Annotated in this window: 18 protein-coding genes; 2 read left to right on the top strand and 16 right to left on the bottom strand. The window is 34.9% G+C overall.

Annotation, left to right across the window (positions count from 1 at the left end):
- Positions 1-23: 23 nt before the first annotated feature.
- From NTZ27_07515 to NTZ27_07455, 13 genes are all read right to left on the bottom strand, one after another.
- The gene (locus tag NTZ27_07515; protein ID MCX6174579.1) at positions 24-1,199 is read right to left on the bottom strand and encodes a hypothetical protein; all 1,176 of its coding nucleotides are present in this window, start codon (positions 1,197-1,199) and stop codon (positions 24-26) included.
- A 24-nt stretch (positions 1,200-1,223) separates the two neighbouring features.
- Positions 1,224-2,429, bottom strand: a complete 1,206-nt coding sequence (locus NTZ27_07510) for a cytochrome C (GenBank protein MCX6174578.1) — start codon at positions 2,427-2,429, stop codon at positions 1,224-1,226.
- 6 nt (positions 2,430-2,435) lie between these two features.
- On the bottom strand, positions 2,436-3,701 hold the full coding sequence (locus NTZ27_07505; protein MCX6174577.1) for a hypothetical protein: 1,266 nt from the start codon (positions 3,699-3,701) through the stop codon (positions 2,436-2,438).
- Positions 3,702-3,722: 21 nt separating this feature from the next.
- A complete protein-coding gene (locus tag NTZ27_07500) occupies positions 3,723-4,271 on the bottom strand; it encodes a cytochrome c family protein (protein MCX6174576.1) in 549 nt (182 codons plus the stop codon).
- Between the two features lie 130 nt (positions 4,272-4,401).
- Entirely contained in the window at positions 4,402-6,831 is a 2,430-nt protein-coding gene (locus NTZ27_07495; protein ID MCX6174575.1) for a cytochrome c3 family protein, read from the bottom strand.
- A gap of 21 nt (positions 6,832-6,852) precedes the next feature.
- Positions 6,853-7,728 (bottom strand): cytochrome b/b6 domain-containing protein, encoded by an 876-nt coding sequence (locus NTZ27_07490; protein MCX6174574.1) that lies wholly within the window; start codon positions 7,726-7,728, stop codon positions 6,853-6,855.
- 30 nt (positions 7,729-7,758) lie between these two features.
- Positions 7,759-9,750: a hypothetical protein gene (locus tag NTZ27_07485; protein MCX6174573.1), complete on the bottom strand. Its 1,992-nt coding sequence runs from the start codon at positions 9,748-9,750 to the stop codon at positions 7,759-7,761.
- Positions 9,751-10,016: 266 nt separating this feature from the next.
- Complete coding sequence (locus NTZ27_07480; GenBank protein MCX6174572.1) at positions 10,017-11,171, bottom strand: response regulator; 1,155 nt, start codon at positions 11,169-11,171, stop codon at positions 10,017-10,019.
- A 24-nt stretch (positions 11,172-11,195) separates the two neighbouring features.
- Positions 11,196-11,987, bottom strand: coding sequence for a response regulator (locus NTZ27_07475; protein MCX6174571.1), 792 nt, complete (start codon positions 11,985-11,987; stop codon positions 11,196-11,198).
- A gap of 18 nt (positions 11,988-12,005) precedes the next feature.
- Complete coding sequence (locus NTZ27_07470; protein MCX6174570.1) at positions 12,006-13,883, bottom strand: ATP-binding protein; 1,878 nt, start codon at positions 13,881-13,883, stop codon at positions 12,006-12,008.
- The gene (locus NTZ27_07465; GenBank protein ID MCX6174569.1) at positions 13,880-15,013 is read right to left on the bottom strand and encodes a cytochrome c3 family protein; all 1,134 of its coding nucleotides are present in this window, start codon (positions 15,011-15,013) and stop codon (positions 13,880-13,882) included. Before NTZ27_07465 ends, NTZ27_07470 begins: the two co-directional genes overlap by 4 nt.
- On the bottom strand, positions 15,010-16,248 hold the full coding sequence (hybB, locus tag NTZ27_07460) for a Ni/Fe-hydrogenase cytochrome b subunit (GenBank protein MCX6174568.1): 1,239 nt from the start codon (positions 16,246-16,248) through the stop codon (positions 15,010-15,012). The genes NTZ27_07465 and hybB overlap by 4 nt, the downstream gene beginning before the upstream one ends.
- Positions 16,249-16,250: 2 nt before the next feature.
- Positions 16,251-17,153 (bottom strand): 4Fe-4S dicluster domain-containing protein, encoded by a 903-nt coding sequence (locus NTZ27_07455; GenBank protein ID MCX6174567.1) that lies wholly within the window; start codon positions 17,151-17,153, stop codon positions 16,251-16,253.
- Between the two features lie 182 nt (positions 17,154-17,335).
- Between NTZ27_07455 and NTZ27_07450 the strand changes: the two genes are divergently transcribed.
- Positions 17,336-19,387 carry a bifunctional 3-deoxy-7-phosphoheptulonate synthase/chorismate mutase gene (locus NTZ27_07450; GenBank protein MCX6174566.1) on the top strand — a complete coding sequence of 684 codons (2,052 nt, stop codon included), beginning with the start codon at positions 17,336-17,338 and terminating at the stop codon, positions 19,385-19,387.
- Positions 19,388-19,393: 6 nt separating this feature from the next.
- On the opposite strand, the gene NTZ27_07445 is transcribed toward NTZ27_07450, so the two are convergent.
- A complete protein-coding gene (locus tag NTZ27_07445; protein MCX6174565.1) occupies positions 19,394-19,942 on the bottom strand; it encodes a hypothetical protein in 549 nt (182 codons plus the stop codon).
- Positions 19,943-19,948: 6 nt separating this feature from the next.
- Positions 19,949-20,269 carry a cupin domain-containing protein gene (locus NTZ27_07440; protein ID MCX6174564.1) on the bottom strand — a complete coding sequence of 107 codons (321 nt, stop codon included), beginning with the start codon at positions 20,267-20,269 and terminating at the stop codon, positions 19,949-19,951.
- 159 nt (positions 20,270-20,428) lie between these two features.
- Between NTZ27_07440 and NTZ27_07435 the strand changes: the two genes are divergently transcribed.
- Positions 20,429-21,340 (top strand): EamA family transporter, encoded by a 912-nt coding sequence (locus NTZ27_07435; GenBank protein ID MCX6174563.1) that lies wholly within the window; start codon positions 20,429-20,431, stop codon positions 21,338-21,340.
- Positions 21,341-21,352: 12 nt separating this feature from the next.
- Here the strand turns inward: NTZ27_07435 and NTZ27_07430 are convergent, their stop codons facing one another.
- On the bottom strand, positions 21,353-21,781 hold the full coding sequence (locus NTZ27_07430; protein ID MCX6174562.1) for a hypothetical protein: 429 nt from the start codon (positions 21,779-21,781) through the stop codon (positions 21,353-21,355).
- Between the last annotated feature and the right edge of the window lie 127 nt (positions 21,782-21,908).

Below are 21,908 nucleotides of genomic sequence, written 5' to 3'. Positions count from 1 at the left end.
AGCGGGGCTTAAGATTTATAAAGTTAATTTCCGAATACGTCAATTTTTCCGTTCATGTGTTTTGTCTTATCAATTATTCTTCCATGATCATCAACAACACCTGTATGGCAAGTGCCGCAGCCCTTTAGATCAGCATCCATATGTCCTCGTGGCGGTAAGCCATGGCAGGTACCGCAAGCAGCTTGAGTTCCATCAACTTTATTCCAGGTCGGTTGGAAGTTTTCTCCTTCCATATTATCTGCTGTATAAGCAAATGCCCATTGTGAAGTTGCTTTAGAAAACGAAAAATTTCCATGACAATATGTATTAGAACATTTGTTTGTGTTAGGATCATATATTCCGGTACTAACTTGATAATCGGAATACTTGGCTGTTAAAATTACTTCTGCTTTTGAAGTCGCATCAATATGTCCTGGTGAATTTAATGCAGTTGGAACAACATGACAATCAGAACATTTAACAGTACCGATCTTTGAGTTAATTAAGTGAGAAGAATGAGCACCAACACTTGCAAGCGTTACGTCTGTTTTTCTATTTCTATCAACTGGCGGTGCGATTAAATTAGGATTATTAAAATCACCATGGCACGTATTACAAGCTTCGGGACCGCCGAGATTTGTATGACACGTATTGCATGAAGGACTAGCAATGCCGCCTGCATAATTATTTCCGTGACACTCAGTACATTTACTCATATCCCAATTTAAGGAAGCAATAAATTTTCCATGAAAATTTGAAGAAGCAGGATCACTAATTCCATTTTTATGAGCAGCAATTTTTGTGTGGCAATTTGTACAAGCCGGGCTTGCAGTTCCGCCGGCATAATTATCGCCATGGCATTGATTACAATCGCTCATAAGAATTTTTTTATCAGCAATATATTTTCCATGATAGTTAGTTGAAGTTGGATTGTTAATTCCGTCCTGATGAACAGCTATATTTGGATGACAATTGGTTGTAGCACAACTCTTCTTAGCTGTACCACCATCGAATTTTGCTGCATGACATTGTTTACAGCTTTCTAATCCTTTTTCCTTAACAGTTGCACCGTGAAAGTTCAATGAAACTGGGTTTAGGACGTTTACATCATGAACAGAAATTTTTGATGGGGCAGTAAGATCATTTTTTATATCGCTGCATGAATAGAATATCAATCCGATTGTAGCAATTAAGATTAAATAAAATTTTGAATATCTCATATTCTTTCCCAGAGGTTAAATTAATTAACGATGACAATAACCACAGAATCCAACTCCTCTAACACCGCCGGGGTGAGCATTAGCATCAGTATGACAAGAATAACAGACCGAGCCGCGGTCGTTATGCCAATCTCCTTCTTCTGAGCTCATAAAGTTAATAGCATGAGTTTTTGGATTTGTCCCTTTAACACCGTCATTATCTGTGTGACAAAGAATGCAATTTGCATCAGCACCTTGTAGATCATGACAAGCAGCGCAACTTTCAATATCTCTTCTTGCTAATAAAGCATGCTGACCGCCGCCGGTTCCCACTCCAATTGTCACAAAGTTCGGCATTTTGTGAGATACAGGTACAGTACCTTCTAAAGCAAAATCTCCGCCTTTCGATTCATGACATGTAGCACAAAAAGTTTCTGTTTGATGGCAAGTCTGACATTCGGCTGATTTACCTTTTAAATCTATTCCATGTGTGTAGCGATAATTAAGATCGTGAACGCGGGTAATATTTTGCTGTTTGGTGTTGTCAATAAATTTATGCGGTGAATAAGGTGTAACAAAATTTCGTGATGAATTATTCTCAGTTATCATTGTTGTTGAAGCGTGGCATGATTCGCAAAATGAATTATCATGACACATTTGGCACTTAGAGTTTTCTTTTAACGCATTGAATTTGTGCGAACGTAAAAATGAAACTTCTTTATGATCAGTTGGAATCAGATTGGCAGTTGATATGTGACAAGATTCGCAATCATTGATAGCAACAGTTCGTCCATTATGGCAGTCAGTACAAATCTCCATTGATGGTTTATAATTCGCCGATTCAAAACTATAAGCAACATCAGATAATCCTTTGTGGCAGTTTTCGCAAGCTAATTTTTCATTAGTTAAATGAGCTTGGTGATTGAAGATCATCTCTGCTTTTTTCTGAATCAGCGGTTCATACTTTTCGCCGTAATGACATTGACCACAATTTTTATCATCGTTAACATCGTGGCAAGTTGCACATGCAGATTTTTCCGGAAGCAGACGTGTATTTAGTGATGTACTTTCGCCTACATTGGTATGGCATGTTGCGCAATCTGCAATATCTTTATGAAAACTATGCGAAAATTTTATTACGTCTTTATTTGTCTTTACGGGTTCATCACCACCACTGGAATTGATCGCCGCAATGGTTAAAAAAGAAATTATTAAAAGTGCTAGGGCAGCGTAAAAATATTTTATCTTCATAATCTGTTAGAAATTAGTATTAAACCAATGATTTACTTTGAACATAATTCTAAAATCATTCTTGTAAATCTTGTTGTTAAAATATTGTCCTTGAAGATCGAATGAATAATTTGTCCAAGGTCTTAAATTAAATCCGCCTAAAAAAGAAAGTATGTTATTTGTCTCAGCATCTTTTGATAATTTGTAAGAAGTATATGCAATTCCAACTGACGGAGTAAAAAATCCATCAGCAAAAGAGTATGCTGTGTAAGCAGAAATTGCATCGAGTTCACCAGCGTATCCAAGTGTTTTTCTATAACTGAAACTTCCAAACTTTGTGTTAGTGCCGATTGTTAAACGTTGAGAATTTTCATCTTCATAAGTAACATTTCCGAATTTTCCAAAGAGAGAAAATGATTCGGAAATCTTGTAATCAACTCCACCTTCAATTTCTTGTGAATTGCCGTAATTGAAAACAGAAAAAATAGAATTGTATCTGATTTTTGGTTCGCGAAAATTATAATAAACATCAATACCTAATTGATCTGTAGCCTGAACCCGGCCGCTAATTTCAAATTTTGATGTAGTCATAAAATTAACATCATATTGATAACGAGTGTCAATATTCAATAAGCCGTTTAAATTGTATGAAGCATCAGCAGATAAGAATTTATACTGATTAGATTTTTGCTCAATAAGAACATTAACAAGATTGTAATCTGAATTTAATCTTAGAGTATTATAATCTGCCGCTTTAAAATTCTTATCAATGTAGTTTAAACCAAAAGTAAAATGATCTAGAAAATATATGTCGAATTTGCCGCCCAAGACATAATCATTCTTTAAATCATTAGTAAGTTCTAACTTCTGATACGCAGGAACATTTCCACCGTAAAAACCGCTTAACGATGCATTAGCGTATTTAAATTTTATATTAACACCGTCAAACAATCCACCGGCAACAGGAGTAAACAATGGTTGTCTGCCAAATTTCAGAGTGAACATTTCAAGAATATTACGAGCTTCAAGGTATAGATTGTAAAATCTCAATCTCGGATCATTATCTAATCCTTTTCCAATATTAGTTTCGAAGTTCGTTCGAGTTCTAATTGAGAAATCTTTATAATTAAGATTAAGTGTAAGTGCTTGAAATGTTCTTAGAAAAGTATCGGAAGTTTTTGTGGTGTCAAATCTTTCAAATGTGTAGAAGGAAGAAGAAAATCTACCGTTAAGATTCTGGGCGGGAATCAATAACGGTAGACATACAAAAATTAAAAAAAATATTTTTTTCATTTTTCGCCCTGTAGATATGTATTATCCTTTCGGAATTGAATGAGCAATTTTTTCCCACATTTTATCATACTTAAAATCTTTGAAAAAAGGACTTTCGGAATTGTGGCAGGTCTTGCAGAATTTTGCGCCATCATCATGAATCATTAAACCTTTTTTCTTTGCATCATCTTTCTTCTTCATAACAGCCATCGTTTTATAACCTGAACCAGGTCCATGGCATGTTTCGCATTGAACTCCGTCTTCAACTTTGAACTTTGCACCGATTAAAGCTTTATCAACATTATAACCGGAGACATGGCATTTCAAACATTCCGGTGCATCAACAGCTTTCTTGTTGTATTTTTTCATAGCGATTTCATTTGATTTATCGCTTAGAAGTGCCTTATAAGCTTGTGCATGCTTACTTTCAGACCAAATTTTTAATTGTTGGCCTTGTTTTTCAGTTTTATGACACATACCGCAAACTTGAGCACCTTCATAACCGTAAGGTTGTGCTTGTGATGTGCTTATTGGAAGAACCAAGTATGCAGCCAAGATGAAACAGAAAAGAACAGCTTTTTTGTGTAACATTTTAATCTCTCCTTCAATTATTATTGTTGATTTGGAGTTAGTTTGATCATTATTAAATAAAAGAACATTAAAATCCTATTTGAATATAGCCCAATTTGAGTTAATTGGCAACTTTCAATGTTTGCAAAAATTACTTCTTTTCTTCAACTTTTTTCTCTTTGGGTTGAAGTTTTTCTTCCAACCAGACCCTAAGTTCAGGATCGTTATCTATTTCGTGCTGAAGTATTGTATCGGGTATTAGGCCTTTCTTTTCAAAAGCAGAGATGAAAAGATTTGTAGTATTACTTACTTTTTTAAGATCACGTTTTCCGCTTTTGAATTCTTTCCACTCAAGAAGAACTCTTCTAAAGTGTCGTTCATGATGATGTCGGTAAGTGTGAAGAGACATTTTTCCATCGATCCAAGTAACACTCATGGGATATTCATGCGGATGGAAGATTACAAAGAACCAATGCCATACTACAATTGCTAATGTTGCTAGGATCGCCTCGTAAAAGTGTATTAACTCACTAACTTTTATTAACCATACAGGAGCCCAATCTCCAACAATAGTGGGGAACCAAAGTATGAATCCTGTTGCACCCATAACAATTGTACCCCAAATAAGTGCCCAGTACTCAGCTTTTTCTGTGTAATCATAAGCATCAAATTTGGGACGCTCTTTCTTTAGTTTGAGGTAATAAAGAATGTTGTCTCTTGCTTCAGTTAAATCACTCATACGTGGAAGTAGGGTTATTAAAATATCTCGACCGCGTGGTGTGAAGAACAAATAAAAGAGATGATAAACTCCCGCTACAATCATTACTACTGCTGCAGTACGATGTGTATATTGGCGGACAGTTTCATTCAATCCAAATGTCCTTAACAAATCAGCCCACCAACTTTCATGATACTTCAAAGCGAAGCCTGTAACAGAAAGAGTAATAAATGAAATCAATAATATATAATGTTGAACAACTTCATTCTTTGTAAATCTCGGAATAGTTATTTCATTTTTTAAATGTTTGCGTTTTTTTCTTACTTCAAAAATGAAGATCATTAAGTTGTGAAGAATCATTCCGCCGATAACAGAAACGATAAGCCAGAAATAAATTGTTGAAACTACATCTTCAACTTTGGAAGCAGTTTTATCTAATGTTTTGTGAGAATAACTTTTTGAAAATGTTTCGGTTGCATTCGAATGACATTTTTTACATGTGGCAGTTATGTTTGCAACATTAACTGTTGATTCTGGATTATTCTTTGGCAAAATTTTATGGACACTGTGGCAATCTACACACATAGCTGCGTCTTTATCACCACGCATCACTGCTAAACCATGATAGCTGTCCTCATATTGTTTTGCTTGTCCGCCTGACCCGCCGAATCTTTCGACGATGCGGGGATCTTCGTGACAGATCATACAGGTTTTTTGCTGAAGTTTTTTTGCTTCTAACTTTTTATCTACAGTATTAACAGCATGTATACTGTGTTCGTTATGGCAGTCATTACAAACCGGAGCTTCGCGGACTCCTTTTTTTGCTCTGATCCAATGAATAGACTGTTCATATTCAAAGGCAATTTCTGCATGGCATTGACCGCAAGTCTGCGGGACATTAAATGATGAAATCTTTGAACCCGGTTGCACTTTGTTTTTAATATCATGAACACCATGACAAATACTGCAATTAGCAGCATCCAATCTTCCTTTTGCGACCAACATTCCGTGAACTGATTGTGAGAAGAGAAGTCCAGGATTTTTTATACTGAAAGAAAATTTTTCAACAAGTTTTGGATTATCATGACAGATGCCGCAAGTAGCACCAAGATTTTTTGGGTACACTAAACTTTTAGGATCTTTAACTTTCTGAATATCATGCGAGCCATGACAATTCCAGCACATTGCGGCTTCATCAATTCCTTCATTTAACGAAATTCCGTGAATGCTTTCTCTATGTTCTTTCGCAATTGCAGAATGGCACAAGTAACAATCAGCTTTTTGAGTAGCGCCTACATTCTTTGGATGATTACCAAGATTATTCGAAATATAATTATGGCAATCCGCGCATTCTAAATTTTTATGAACAGATTGAGTTAGTTTGATGTAACCGTTTTGTTTATGACAGCTAATACATTTATTTCCTTCAACAGATTTTGAGTGATAAGGATTGGCAAGCACTAAACTTGTATGACACTTAGAACAATATTCTTTTACTTTTAACTTATTTTCTTTTGGTGGAGTTTGAACTTCGTGAGTGCCATGACATTTTTTACAATCGGGAGGATTTTTTACTTTTCCTTTTAAGCGATGATGTATATCGCTTTTTACTAAATCTGAATATTCTTCGTGACAAGTTTCACATTTAACTTTTTGATATTTTTTTTTCTCAACATGACTTTCATCTTTAATATTCTGATGACAATCCTGGCAGCTAATAACATCATTATGAACTGATTTTTGAATTACATTTTCATGGCAATCGGCGCATTTGAAATCTTGAGCACCCATTGTTTGATTAAAAAAAAGAATTAAGGAAAAAGAAAAACCGATCACAATTAATTTTTTGGGAAAAGAAAACATTACAACTCCGTAAATAGAATTTTATTGATACAAGAAAATCATAGAATAAATAATCAGTAGAACTAGAATTATTCCTGTTGTTAAAGCAGTAAAACCGAATATCCTTGCGGCTCTGCTTAAAAATACCGGCGGCGGACCGCCTAACTTTTTCTGCAATTCAGGATCATGCATTATAGTTTCATATTCACGCGGACGATCTTCTTGCAATTCATCAAGACTTACTTTCCCGGTAAAGATAACCGTATCCATCGGAAATTTATCCGGTCTAAAATGAGTATTGAAAAAATGGTATGTGAATATAAATCCAACAGCAAGCAGAGCTTCATCGCTGTGAATTATTGTTGCAATATTTATAAAAGTTCCGGGAAGACCAAGATTTGTAAAAAATTCTGGGAACCATAATATCAATCCGCTTGAACCAATAATAGCAACACCCCAGAACACAGCCCAATAGTCAAACTTTTCCCAATAAGTCCATCTCCCGTACTGCGGACGCGGACCTTTTCCAACAAACCATTTCATCGTAGCAATTAATTCTTTAAAGTCATTTTTATTTGGGACTAAAGAATTTTCTCCTATAAGAAAGGAAGCGTATGAAATTCCTTTTTTCTTTTTTTTGCGGAAGAGATATCCGATGTGTAGAAAGAAATAAATAAAAGTTACTACTGCTGCAACTCTGTGGATAAATCCGGTTACAGCATAACCACCCATCATTTTGGAAATTGTTTGAAAGATTCCGATTCCGGAAAATTTTATAATCATTCCTGTCAATGCAAGAGAGATAAAACTGGTGATCACAAGTATGTGTAGAAATCTTGAGTATGCATCAAATCGTTCGTAATATTTTTTATTTGTGTTCAATGGTTCAATCATATATCTACTTTCTTTCTGTTTTATGTTTAATAATTAATTTAACAATTTTAAAATCTAATCATGTCTTTCGTAGTCTTCCTCAATAGGTTGAGAATTTTCAATAACTTTTTTCTTTTCGATCTTATGTCTCTTCTTTTCCCTTAATGATTTAGTAAACCACATTATAGTATGAATACCAAAGAAAGAAAATGTTCCAACTAAAAGAAAAACCATTGCCCAGAAAGTATAAAACAGATAAGGATATTTATCACGGTTATGATGAGTAGCGTGAGTTAAATATCCAACAAATTTTCTATTTGAGTTTGGATGACATTTTTGACAGGTCTCAATTATATTATGCCTGCTTAATTTTGATTTAGGATTGCTTGCCGGAAGAATATTATGTGCACCGTGGCAATCATAACAACGAGCAGCACGGATTGAACCAAGTTTGGAAACTTTACCGTGGAAAGTATCAAAATATGTTTCCGAAACTTTCTCGTGGCACTTTCCGCATTGACTTATTATTTGAGTTCTGAAATCGCTTAGATCAACTCTATTGATCTCATGTGAACGGTGACAGTCATTACAAACCGGAAGTTTTTGATCTGTCTTTGTAACATCTGGACTGTGAATGCTGCTCTTAAATTCTTCATAAACACCAAGATGGCATTGAGCACAGGTAGTAGCAATGTTGTTTGGATTTACTGTAGAACGCGGATCTTTCTTAGGTAATTCCCTGTGACTAGAATGACAATTAACACAGGTTGCCGTGACAAGCAATCCGCTTTGAAGTAAACCTTTACCGTGAATACTTTCTCTATAGTTTGCAACAATTCCTAATTTACTTTCATCCAAAGCTGTAGCAATATTTTTTCCTTCACGATGACATTTACCGCACAGTTCAGGAACATTCCGTGCAAATGTTGGAGATGTCGTACTTTTCTTAGATTGTGCATTATGGCTTGTATGGCAATCCACACAGTACGGAGCGGTTTTATCTCCTTGAAAATGTTTTTGTCCATGTAAACTAATATTGTAATCATCAACTTGTGCAGTGTGACAGATAGAGCAATCCACTTTCCCGCTATTCAAGCAGACTGGATTTTTTGAATTACTAATGTTTGTATGACATTTGATGCAAGAATTATTAGTATGTGCAGAACTTTTAAATTGATCATAATTAACATAAAGCGAAACAGATTTACCATCTACAATTTTAGTTAATTCTTTTTGTCCGTGACATTTCATGCACTTATCATCAGGAAAACTATCATCATAAAAAACTTTGCGAACTTTGTGCGGGGCGTGGCAATCAATACAAACGGGAATTTTATTCGGTTGTTTTTCCCAAAGAGAACCGCGTATAACTTTTGTATGAACTTGTTCTATTTGTCTGTGGCATTGTGTACATGTTTTTGCAATGTTGTTTCGGTTAATAGTTGATAAGGGATTTGTGTGCGGAAGAATATCGTGAGATGTATGACAACTAGTGCAAACTGCTGTTACAATTAACCCTCTCTTAAATAATCCTTCACCATGAATTGATTCTGAATAATCGCTTAAAACTTTTCTTTCTTCTGGATTAACTAAGGATGACACTTGTGTTCCCTCTTTATGACATTGTCCACAAAGTGCCGGAATATTCATCACATATGTTTTGGAATTCACATTTTTAGAAGTGAGTATTTCATGTTTGCTATGGCAAGAAACACAAGTAGGCGCTAATGTTAAACCTTTTTTTAATGCTTCTGCGTGAAGACTTCTTTCGTAATGTGCAACCGGAGTTTCATGGCAAGTTGCACAATTAACTTTACTCAATTTTTCGGAATGAGGAAGATTATTAGAATCTACATCGGAGTGGCAGCCGGTGCAACTAATTTCTTCGTGTATAGAACCAGCAAAAGATTTGCCATTAACAAAAAGAGAAACTTGTTTTCCATTGCGAGTTGTAGTTAGTGTTTTATCTCCATGGCAATCAAGACAAACTTGATCATCTTTACTCTGTGCAAAAACAGAAGTTAGTAGAATCAAAGTTAGAAAGAGAAGTGTAATAAGATTTTTCATAAAAATATTCTATAAATGAATTACTCTTTAACTAACAAAACTTATACTTAATTATTATTGCAAATAGTATTTTTGGTAAGTTAATGAGAGCAACGGAAAACACTTTGGATTCTGCAAAATTTTATTGAAAATTGAGCAATCAAATTAAAATACCAGATAAAAGACATTAATGTCTGATCAAAAATATTCAGTTCATAGGACTTTGTCAATGTTCAAAAATAAAAAAGGAGAAGGGCGAACTTCTCCTTAATACTAGTATTAAAATATTATTTCTTAAAAAACTCTCCGGTTATTATGTACCAATCTTTTTCTTCTAAGTTTTGCAGTTGACCCCAGTAAAGTTCAAAGTTATCTTTTTTATCATCTCCGTTCTTAATAAAGTCTTTGATACGCTTTGTGTATCTCTCTATTTCATCTTGATAAAAGTTAACCGCGTTCTTTCCGATTTTGAGTTGTGCTAATTCAGAATCTAATTTATCCGCATCAATAACACAGATCCAATTTTTTTCATAAGTGGAATAATCAAGCGCATCCAGGCTATCACCAAGATCCAAATTTACTTTTGCAACTTGTCCGCTAACCGGTGAATTAAATTGAATTGATTTTTTCCCTTGTTTAATACTGAATAATGGTTGTCCTTTTGCGATTGCCATTCCAAGATTAGGAAACTCGATATCATCAATTTTACCGATTAATTTTTTTGCAAAATCATCTATACCAATTCTAACAGCTCCTTCTTGAGAAATGCCTGCCCAACAATGTCCCTCCGAAATAAAAACGCCGCCTGGAATTGCAAATTCGCCAACATTTAATTTTTCATTTTCGTTAAGATGAGTAATATGTACACGCGGTTTTAATTGCTTTTGGATTCGGTCTTGTCTCTTGATCAAAGATTTTTTTGTGAACTCAAGAAGTTCATCTTCGGTAAATGGTTTTTGAACATAATCGAGCGCACCGAGTTTCATACAATCAACAGCAGTTTCAACTGTAGCATAACCGGTAATGATTATTACATCTATATCCGGCCGTAAAAATTTAACCGTTTTAGTTACCTCAACACCATCCATTTCAGGCATTTTCAAATCCGTAAAAACAAAATCATAGTGATGAGATTTAATTAAATTTATTGCTTCCGGACCGGAGCTTACGGTGTCAACTGTATAACCATCAAGAACTAATATTTTTCGGAAACTATCCAGTATCACATTCTCATCATCAACACATAAAATTTTTGCTTTTGGATTTGTTACTTCAACACGCTTGAGAGAAACAGCTTCTTTGCTGAAATCAATGTTCACACTTTCTTCAAGTATTGTTTCTCTCTCTTTGCGAGTTTTCTTTTCATTTACGATCTTGATCGCGTATCTTATTATTACATCGGCGATGATAAAAATGATTACTGCTAAAATGAAGAGCGGCATAATTATTCTCCTTAATTAATAAACTTAAGATCTATCTGAACTGCATGGAATTAATAATTTCATTTCATATTCAAGTTCTGTTGGAACAATCCTGTAAATCCATCCATCGAAATAAGGATCTTTCTCCAATAACTCCGGTTCGTTAATCAATCTTTCATTACCGGCTAAAATGATTCCGCTTATAACGGAATATAGTTGGTGGACTAAACCATCCTCGGTTTCAAACTTTACAGCCGGTGTTGCCTGAGTTAATTTTTCATTTGTACTGAGTAACTCAATTTTTTTTATTTGATCAATTGTTTTTATGAAAGAATCTGTTGCGCCGATAAGAACTGATCCGTCGTTATCTTTATTCATCCAACCCGAATAACCCAAGCGATAATATTTTGCCGGACATGGAACAAGTAAAATTGAATCATTATTTAATCTTTTTAATTTCATAAGAGCACTGTATTTGATACCACGCCGTATAACACTTATCATCTCATCAACTGTAAATGGTTTGGGAATAAATTCAATCGCTCCGGTGTAAAGTGATTTAACGGCATTTTCAATTGTCGAATAACCTGTCGTCATTATAACTGGTGTATCAATCCGTTTAGATTCGAGTTCCGCTAGAAATTGAAACCCGTCCATTCCGGGAAGCATAATATCGCAAATGATGAGATTATATTTTAATGATGAAATTTTTTGCAGTGCAGAAAAAGCATCTAGAACAGAATCAACTGAATATCCTTCCAATGTTGCAATCTTTGAGATCGAACTTATAACTACTTCTTCGTCATCAATGATTAATATGTTAGTTTGTTCTTTCATCAAATATTTTTTGAAATATCATTGTTGAGGTAATCGAACCGAAAATGTTGTGCCTATGCCGACTTTACTTTCAACTGTAATGGATCCGTTATGATTATCAATGATTCCCCAAATAACGGAAAGACCAAGTCCGGTTCCACGCTGACCTTTTGTTGTAAAAAAAGGTTCAAAGATTTTATTTAAGTTTTCAGGTGGAATTCCGCAGCCGGAATCTGTTACATTTATTTCAACAAATTTTTTCTCACCGGCTCGGTCAACAAAATCCCATTTTTGCCAATCATCTTTGAATGAAGCACATCCTTCAAGAAATCCTTGATTTGGTATTTGAATTTTATAAATCGGTCCGTCGCACTTTGGGCATTTACTATTCTTATCTAAAAATGAAATATCGCAAACCGGGCAAGCAAGATTTACACTGCTGTTTTTATCGTATGCAATTCCAAAGTAGTGACGATGACTTCCGTAAACCGGATCTATGTTGACAAATCCTTCATTACTGTTAGATTTAATTTTTATTCTCAGTGATGGCATTCCTCCGATTTTATGTTCTGCATCAATCAGACTATGAGTTTTTGCACACACTGCACTTTTGATCTGTGTAATTCCTCTTGGAGATAAACTGATTTGCGAAGTTTTCACAGTTAGTGTTCCGCCGTTTTGACCGATTGCATCAATGCCATTTACAAATAGATTTAAGAAAACTTGCTGAATCTGATTTGCATCAGCTGTAATTTTTGGAAGCGATGGATCGAATTCTTTTACAAGATTTACTTTATTCAGTTTTAGTTGATTGTTTACAACCGCAATGGCATGATTAATTATATCGTTTACATCAATAGAACTTTTCTTTGGTGTTGACTGCCGTGCAAAATCAAGTAACCCTTTAACAATTTCACGGCTTCTCAAAGTCTCGCGTACAATTACATTAAGGTCTTCCTGCATTTGCGGATTGTCTTTTGTCCGTTTCAACAAAAAACTGCTGTAGGTTAGAACTCCGGTAAGAGGATTATTTATTTCGTGTGCAACGCCTGCAGCCAATTGTCCAAGTGAAGCCATTTTGGTTGATTGATATAATTGTTGACTTGTCTCATCAAGCTTCTTGATCATATTATTGAATGATTTCCCCAGCGTTCCTAATTCATCAGAACTTAGATTTTTAATGATGTAATTCAAATTACCGGCGGCTACCTGATCTGTTGCATTTACTAATTCTCTAACCGGATGATCAACCCAGCGTTTTACAAAAAACCCGATAATGAATCCAATAGCAGTAATTGCAATAACTGCAAATAATATTTCACGGATTTCATTTTGATGTATCTGCTCATCAACATCTAAAAGTGAAATTGTTATATCGAGAACACCAAGAACTTTGGCATTTGCAGAATGTGCATGGCAATCAGCTTGGTAACATGATTTCTCATTGTATATAGGATTAATTATTCCAAGGATGCGTGATGAATCGGAGTGTGTTTTGAAAATCCTTGTCCGCTGTTGAATGGGTAATTTTTCCAATGCTTTATTTTCTGCGTGACATGCATAACAGCTCTCTGCTTGTTTATCCAGCATCTTGCCGATGTCATCAGGATGAGCAGAGTAAATTATTTCACCTTCTTTGTTTAAGATGCGAACGTTATCAATCGCCGGGTCTTTTCCGATTCTGTTGATCATCTCTTGAATATGATCACGTTGATTCAATAACATTACATAACGTGTCGAGTTTTTTACCGATTCACTTAATTGATTTGCATGACGCTCAACTTCGGCAAGTAAAACATCACTTTGTGATGTGACATTGAAATATGAATAAACTCCAATTATTAAAATTGCAGTTACACTAACTACGCCAATTAGTTTTAAGCTGATCTTCCCAAATATTTTTCTAGTAAGTATCATCCGTTCTTCTTAATTAATTTTCCCGGAACATTTTTAGGGAATGATTTATCTTCGTGACAATTGGTGCAAATTGGTTTAGAATAATTCTTTTCTTGATGACAGTCTTTGCATTCCAATGTTAAGTGCGTTTCATCTAGAATAACACCGGTAACTTTGTGTTGGAAATTTTCCTGAGTCCATTTACCATGACAATTAATACATTCTGAATTAAGACCGGTGAATTTTCCTTTTTCAGTATGGCAAGTATTGCAGGAAACTTTTCCATGAAACTTGGTAATATCAAATCCGGTTTTTATTGCGTGATTAAATCCTTCTTTAACAGAATTGGAATGGCAATCACCGCAGTTTTGTTTTGTGTTATGACAGCTGGAACAAACTGCGTGTTTCTGCTCAGTCGTTTTAGTTATTAAAAGTGAAGTTTTATTTTTTGTATGACACTTCGCACAACTTTCATTTGTATGGCAACTTTGGCATTCCAATCCAAATAAATCAACATGTTGCGAATGATAAAAAGTAACCATCTTACCGGATGCTTTAGGAGTATCGAATTTTAAAGTTGTTGGCGCAATAATTTTAGGATGAACACGCTTTGAACTTTTTTCAGTTAACGTTTGTGCTTTTATGTTTTGTGATGTACCATTTAAAGTATGGCAAGATTCACAATCAACTTTTCCGCTCCATGTGCGATGGCATTCCATACATTGACGATGATATGCGCCTTTAAGATCGGGCTTACTTACATCTGTACGTTTACGCATTAGCTCGTGACAATCGGAACATCCGATCACTTGACCAGGTGGATTGTAATGATGACACATTTTACAACCGCCGGACATACCGCTCATTTCTGCATGTAACCGGTGTGAAAAAATTACAGGACTATAAATATCAGTCTGTTTTTTAAATTTATCTATTGTTAAAACCGAAGGACCTTCTTCAGGTGATTGATCAATGGAAACCATTTTCGCGCGCGGGCAAGGTATCACACAAGGATTTTCTTTTGTTGGAATATCACATGAATGACAAGTTTTACAAGTTATACCATTAAGATTCGGATGAACTTGCTTCTTAGTCTGAGCATTAATAACTAATAAAAAGAAAAAAAACAAAATAAATATTTTCATTTTCATTGTGCACCTCCGCGGATCGAATATTTTGTTCGTTGTGCTGATGTATTAGGTACACTTACAATCGGGAAAATCATTACTGCAATTCTGAACAAGAGAATTTCGAATGCAATGAAACCGACTGTAACTGAAATTTCTCCGATGGAAGGGAAATAAGAATGAACTTCATACGGCGGAGTGTAAGCAACTAAAAAGTTATTCAGACGATTCAGAAATACTCCCATGATAACAAGAAACGAAGCAATTAATAATCCAAGCGGTGATTTATTTACTTGTCTTGACATAAACATTCTTAAAGGAATGATCACACCGAATAATAATTCAACAGTGAACATTACACTTGCGGCACTAAATGTAGTTAAGTAAACAAATGTTTGGCGAATCATCATATCACCGATTTTGAATGCTAGATAAATTCCAAGCAGAGGTGCAACCATACTTCCAAGATTAGAAAGAATATGTATCTCAGGTTTTAAACCAAAAGATTTTGATGTTATTAATGATTCCATGATTACCATTGGCAATCCAACCGAAACAGCAGAGAGTAAAAAAAGTAAAGGAAGAATTGGTGTTTGCCAAAGCGGATGCATCTTCGGTCCGGCAATTACCATCAACGTTCCAAGAGATGATTGATGCAAGCAAGAAAGCACAACGCCCGCAATAATGAAAATGAACATTGTTTTTTCTAATCCTTTATCAAGGATTCGCAAAACTTTATCAATTGGATTATTTAATGATTTCAACAATCCCGGAAGTTTTACTCTTCCAATAAATCTCTCGCAGACTATTGGTAAGAATTCAATATATAGTACAAACAAGTAAATAATAACACATATACCAACTTCAAAAAGGACAGAACTTCCGTTCCACATAACAAGTGGATGCCAGATATAATAGTAACGTCCGAGATCTATCATTACACTTACGGCTACAAAAGTATAACCAAGTGCCGCAGTTAAAAGTGCAGGACGAATAATTGTATGATATTGATCTTTGTGCATGATGTGACCTAATGCAGCAGTAGTAAATCCGCCCGCTGCAAGTGCAACTCCGGCTGCAACATCAAGACCGATCCAAATTCCCCACGGATGTTGATTATCAAGATTTGTTACTGAACCAATTCCGAAAATGAATCGAGCAAGTAAGAACATTACTCCGTTTAGGACTAAAACGGCTAATCCAATAACAACAGGAGTAAAATATTTTTTTTTCATTAGTGTTGGTTTGAAATCTTCCATAATCATATCTCCTCATTCTCGGATTTCTTTTTATTTTTATTGATCCACATAACTCCGCCGAGTAATGCATAAAGGGCAACGGGCGGAACAAAGTAAGCGAAGATTCCATGCTGGATTGCTTCACTAACTCCGGGTGCGGGATCTTTTCCGAGTTTCGGAAAATCCAATTTCTCAAATTCTGTATTTGCTAAATAGATCCATGAAGTTCCACCGACTTCATATTCACCAAACACACGATTGATGTAACGATCGGGATAGTTTTTAATTTTTTGATGTGCCGCTTTAACAAGATCTTCTCTTCTTCCGTAAGTTATGGCTTCAACAGGACAAATTTCCGTGCAAGCAGGAAGTTTTCCTTCTTTAGTCCGTTCGTAGCAGAAATCGCATTTTTTAATATCAGGTTTTAATGCATTCTCAAACTCGAATGCCGGAACTTGAAATGGGCATGCAACCATACAATAACGGCAGCCGATGCATTTGTCTGTATCCCAAATTACCGATCCGTTTTCTTGTTTCGATAAAGCACCAACTATGCACGCAGAGACGCATGCCGGATGATCGCAATGCATACATTGTACTTTTACATTGATCGGAAATTTTTCCTCATCAGGATTCTTATATTCATTTACAACCGTTAATGCTTTAGAACCGGGTCGTCTCATTGTTTTAAAAACACTTCTATCATCATAAGCTTCAATAGAAAGAGTTTCCAAATTGTGAGCAATTTTACAAGACCATTCACATTTACGGCATCCGATACACACTGTGGTATCAACTAACACACCCATTCGATCTTCAGATAAAATATTCTTTGGTGCTGCTTTTGTCTTTGATGATAATCCGGTAACTGCTGTTCCAACAAGTGCGGCTGTCTTTAAAAAGTTGCGGCGGGATTGATTTACCATAAATAACCTCCTATATGATAAACTAAATTGAGGTTTATGAATTACTGAATAACGGAGATTTATATCCAATTCAAAATTAGCAACTATTTAATATCTAATCAATCAATAAACGTAAATCAATTTTTTTTAACGTAAAAAAATTTATACCTTCGACCCACAATTTGAGAAAACTGAATATAAAGATGAGAAAAAAGAAAAAAGAGAATATTTCGAAATTAAGAGAAAAGATTAATCAGTTGGATTCCGAGCTGATAAAACTGCTGGCAGACAGAAGAATGTTGAGCAGAGAAGTTATTCTAGCAAAAGAAAACTCTCAAAAACCAATAAGAGACCAGCAAAGAGAATCGGAACTATTAAATCGTTTAATTAAGATCGGTAAGAAAGAAGGATTAGATTCCCATTTTCTTACAAAAGTTTTTTATGAAATAATTGAAGACTCCGTTCGGCTTCAGCAAAATTATGTTCAAACAAAATTGAACAGAAAAGGGGAAAAGAAAAAAACTATTACAGTTGCTATTCAAGGTATTGAAGGATCTTACAGTTATCTCGCATCGCAAAAATATTTTACTCATCGCAATGCCGATCTGCATTTTGTATCTAAGAAAAGATTTGATGAAGTAGTTGATGCTGTTGAAAAAGGTGAAGCCGATCTTGCAGTATTGCCAATCGAAAATACTACGTCTGGCGGGATCAATGAAGTGTATGATCTTCTTCTTCATACAACTTTATCAATTGTTGGTGAAGAAAAATTTCAAGTGAAACATTGTTTGGTTGCAAGTGAAGAGATTTCGTTTAGAAAAATCAAAAAAGTTTATGCTCATTATCAAGCGGCAGCTCAATGCAGTAAATTTTTAGAAACGATTCCTAATGTATCCATTGAATATTTTGATGATACCGCTATGTCAGTTCAGAAAATTAAGGAAGAAGGTAATTCTTCATACGCGGCTATTGCAAGTGAAGAAGCAGCAAAACTTTTTCGGCTAAAAATTTTGAAAACAGATATCGCAAACCAATCGGAAAATTTTACAAGATTTTTAGTTGCTTCGCGTAAACCAAATGAAGTTGATTTCCGTATTCCATGCAAGACATCAATTGTTATGGCAACATCGCACACTCCCGGTTCTCTTGTTGAAGCGTTAAATGTATTTCGAAAATCTAATGTGAATTTAACAAAACTTGAATCCCGACCAATCATTGGAAATCCTTGGGAAGAAATGTTCTATCTCGATTTTGAAGGAAACATTACAAGTGAGTTGGTTCAAAAAGTTTTAGATGAATTAGGACAGCACACAAGGTTTATGAAAGTGTTGGGAAGTTATCCATCGCAAGAACTTGAACGGACAAAATTAGAATATCTGAATATTTTAAATGAACATTCTGAATCTGCACCAAACGAACAAAAAACAGAAACAGAAATTCAGCCGACGAAGAAATCAAAATCAAAAAGTTACCGACTTGCTAGCCGGGAATACAAAAGTGATGATACGATCATCAAAGTTAAAGATGTTGTTATTGGAGGAAATAATTTTATAGTAATCGCTGGTCCGTGTTCTGTAGAATCGGAAGAGATGATTTTAAAATGCGCACTTGAAGCAAAAGAAAACGGTGCACAAATTTTACGTGGCGGATGTTTTAAGCCAAGAACTTCTCCTTACAGTTTTCAAGGATTAGGCCTAGATGCTTTAAAATTCTTAACTGATGCCGGTAAATATTATGAGATGCCGGTTATTACCGAAGTTCTTGATACCGAACATGTAGTTGAAGTTGCAAAGACCGCAGATATACTTCAGGTTGGTGCACGCAATATGCAGAATTTTGCTTTGTTGAAAGAAGTTGGTAAATCTCACAGGCCTGTTATGCTTAAGCGGGGATTGATGGCTTCAATAGATGAACTGCTCAATGCGGCGGAATATATTTTATCGCAGGGGAACAGACAAGTAATGTTGTGTGAAAGAGGAATTAGAACATTTGAAACTGCTACAAGAAATACTTTGGACTTAAGTGCTATTCCGGTATTGAAAGAGTTAACTCATCTTCCGGTTATAGTTGATCCTTCGCATGCAGTAGGCGAACGGAACAAAGTTATTCCATTGGCAAAAGCGGCAAAGATTGTTGGTGCACATGGAATTATGATCGAGTTTCATCCTGATCCGCCAAATGCTTTAAGCGATCCGGAACAAGCATTGTACTTTCAGCAGTTCGAAGAGTTGATGAGAGATCTGTATAAGTTGTAGTGATTCTTAAAAGTAATACTGAGTTTGAAGGAAAACTAAAAGATAATTTGCAGTTGTATGAGTGAAAGTTACTCCGTAATCCATGCCCAAGCTGAGAGAAAAACCGTTCAAGTTATTTTTTCGAAAATCATAACCGGCTAATGCACTAAAGCCAACGCCGACTTCCCAAATATTTACATCGCTAAATGTTCTATCATTGAGATAAATTAATCCGGCTCCTTCTTCAATATAAATTGGAAAAGAAATGTATTGCTGAGAAAATCCTTTTAGCGAAAAAATTTTTAAGAAAGGATAATACTTTCCGGAACGGTTTTCCGGCAGAAATTTTTCTACCATTTGTGAATAAGTGAATGATGCACGGAAAGAAACTACATTTTCGAACCAAGGATAGAAATCAAAAACAACAGATCCGCCCAAACTTGAAATTGATGGTGAATTTCCGCTGATGTTTCCAATATGTAAAGAGCCTCCTAAACTTGGCGATTGAATTTGCGCTTTAGTAGAAGCGGTGAGAACAACAAGCAGTATAATTGTAAAAAATATTTCTCTAATCATAATTCATTAGTGATGTATTGTTAACCAAAAAGTTTTTTGATTGGGATCTGTCCAATCAACTCTATGTTTTTGATGAGCCGGAATAATTAAATAATCACCGGGCTTCAGTTCAAAATTATTTCCATCATCAAAGCTTAATTTTGCTTTCCCTTTGAGAAGAATAACAAATTCATTCTTGTCCTGATCATACCAAAAATTAGGTGGGGAAGTATGACCTTCCGAAATTATTCTTTCGAGTTTAAAATCTTTTGTAGATATAATTTCTTCGAAATACTCTTCTCTCAATTCTTTCGGAAGATTTTCAAATATGTTTTTAAGTGCGTTCATCTAATCATCTAGTCCCGCAAAAAGTTTTACAACTTTGATAGAAAGTTACAAAATTTTTAATCTCTAATTCCTTTTTCAGAAAATTAGAATTAGTAAATAATATTCATTCACACATCAAAAAAAATATTATCTTTCAGCCTCTTTTTTGAAAGAAAAATTATGGACAAAGAAAAAAACACGCGGGCATATTTTGCATTATTCTCTATTTATATTATTTGGGGAACAACGTATTTAGCTATTAGAATTGGAGTTGAAAATTTGCCACCGTTTTTATTTACCGGTTTGCGTTTTATAGCTGCCGGACCGTTGCTTCTTATAATTTTGTTATTAAGAAAATATAAACTGCCCAATAAAAACGACTTGTTTCATCTTTCAATTAGCGGATTATTATTACTTGGCGGCGGAACGGGTTTAGTTGTATTTGCAGAACAATGGGTTCCGAGCGGATTAACAGCTTTATTAATAACAACAGTTCCATTCTGGGTTGTTGGAATTAATGCAATAATTCCGCAAGGTAAAAAAATAAATTCGACAGTATTTCTTGGGTTATTACTAGGCTTAGTTGGTGTAGGAATTATTTTCGGTGAAGATTTCGTCCGGTTATTTGATCCAGCATACCTTAGAGGTGTTATAGGATTGATGTTTGCGGTTGTTCTATGGTCGGTCGGAACTCTTTATTCGAAATACAAAAAAATCAGTGTACATCCGCTGATGAGCGCAGCAATGCAAATGATTATTGCCGGAGTAGTAATAACTACACTAGGATTAATTTTGGGTGAAGGAAGTAGATTACATTTTACGAATTCTAGTTTTTATTCATATCTGTATTTAGTGATTGTAGGATCATTAGCCGGTTACAGTTCGTATGTTTATGCGGTTGCACATCTTCCCGTTTCATTAGTAGCAACTTACGCTTATGTAAATCCAATCATAGCATTATTTTTAGGTTGGTTAGTGCTTGATGAGAAAATATCATTATGGGTTATACTTGCAGCGGTTGTAATTCTAATTGGAGTTACTTTGGTAAAGAAGGGAAGTGAAAAAAATATTTTAGTTCGGAAAAAGAGTTGAATCTTTTATAGATCAATTCAAATCGGCTAACAATAATCCGCTTGCAGTTTTAATAAATCTAAATGTAGTAACAAGTTTTTGATCACCGCTAACAAAATTAACTTCTATAGTATAGCTTTCTTTTTCGACATCCTTTTGAATATTAAATTTACCAAATTCATGTTTGGAACTAAGATCTATTAAAGCTGAGATCTTTTTGCAAATTCTTTTCACTTGGTTTAATTCATCTTTATTGACAGCATTAAAAGATTCTTTTCCTATATGGTTTTTATCTTCACCATCGTACGCAATATAAGATGCAGCTTTTTCATAAGATTTCGATTTACTGAAATCAAATAATTTGTTCAAAGTTGTTTTCATTGCGTTCTCGGATTCATTCTGTGCTACTAAAATATTTGGTCCGGATATAACAACAATCAAGACTAACAATATACTTTTCATAATTTTTTCCATTTTTATTTCCTTTCTAAGCATTGTCCACTTATTACTACGCATTCTGTTCACTTAGTACGAATAATAGTTTAGAAGTATATCAAATTCCATTAAGATTAATCATGTTTCCCAATTT

The organism is Ignavibacteriales bacterium, from assembly GCA_026390775.1.
Lineage (GTDB): Bacteria > Bacteroidota > Ignavibacteria > Ignavibacteriales > Melioribacteraceae > Fen-1258.
The sequence above is the reverse complement of the archived record's forward strand: the minus strand, read 5'-3'. Positions and strand labels throughout refer to the sequence as shown.

Coding starts and splice junctions, on each gene's coding strand:
- hybB (MCX6174568.1), bottom strand. CDS start 16,248: ATGGAAGATTTCAAACCAACACTAATGAAAAAAAAATATTTTACTCCT.
- NTZ27_07515 (MCX6174579.1), bottom strand. CDS start 1,199: ATGAGATATTCAAAATTTTATTTAATCTTAATTGCTACAATCGGATTG.
- NTZ27_07470 (MCX6174570.1), bottom strand. CDS start 13,883: ATGATACTTACTAGAAAAATATTTGGGAAGATCAGCTTAAAACTAATT.
- NTZ27_07465 (MCX6174569.1), bottom strand. CDS start 15,013: ATGAAAATGAAAATATTTATTTTGTTTTTTTTCTTTTTATTAGTTATT.
- NTZ27_07510 (MCX6174578.1), bottom strand. CDS start 2,429: ATGAAGATAAAATATTTTTACGCTGCCCTAGCACTTTTAATAATTTCT.
- NTZ27_07450 (MCX6174566.1), top strand. CDS start 17,336: ATGAGAAAAAAGAAAAAAGAGAATATTTCGAAATTAAGAGAAAAGATT.
- NTZ27_07505 (MCX6174577.1), bottom strand. CDS start 3,701: ATGAAAAAAATATTTTTTTTAATTTTTGTATGTCTACCGTTATTGATT.
- NTZ27_07475 (MCX6174571.1), bottom strand. CDS start 11,987: ATGAAAGAACAAACTAACATATTAATCATTGATGACGAAGAAGTAGTT.
- NTZ27_07440 (MCX6174564.1), bottom strand. CDS start 20,269: ATGAACGCACTTAAAAACATATTTGAAAATCTTCCGAAAGAATTGAGA.
- NTZ27_07485 (MCX6174573.1), bottom strand. CDS start 9,750: ATGAAAAATCTTATTACACTTCTCTTTCTAACTTTGATTCTACTAACT.
- NTZ27_07495 (MCX6174575.1), bottom strand. CDS start 6,831: ATGTTTTCTTTTCCCAAAAAATTAATTGTGATCGGTTTTTCTTTTTCC.
- NTZ27_07435 (MCX6174563.1), top strand. CDS start 20,429: ATGGACAAAGAAAAAAACACGCGGGCATATTTTGCATTATTCTCTATT.
- NTZ27_07430 (MCX6174562.1), bottom strand. CDS start 21,781: ATGAAAAGTATATTGTTAGTCTTGATTGTTGTTATATCCGGACCAAAT.
- NTZ27_07455 (MCX6174567.1), bottom strand. CDS start 17,153: ATGGTAAATCAATCCCGCCGCAACTTTTTAAAGACAGCCGCACTTGTT.
- NTZ27_07445 (MCX6174565.1), bottom strand. CDS start 19,942: ATGATTAGAGAAATATTTTTTACAATTATACTGCTTGTTGTTCTCACC.
- NTZ27_07500 (MCX6174576.1), bottom strand. CDS start 4,271: ATGTTACACAAAAAAGCTGTTCTTTTCTGTTTCATCTTGGCTGCATAC.
- NTZ27_07480 (MCX6174572.1), bottom strand. CDS start 11,171: ATGCCGCTCTTCATTTTAGCAGTAATCATTTTTATCATCGCCGATGTA.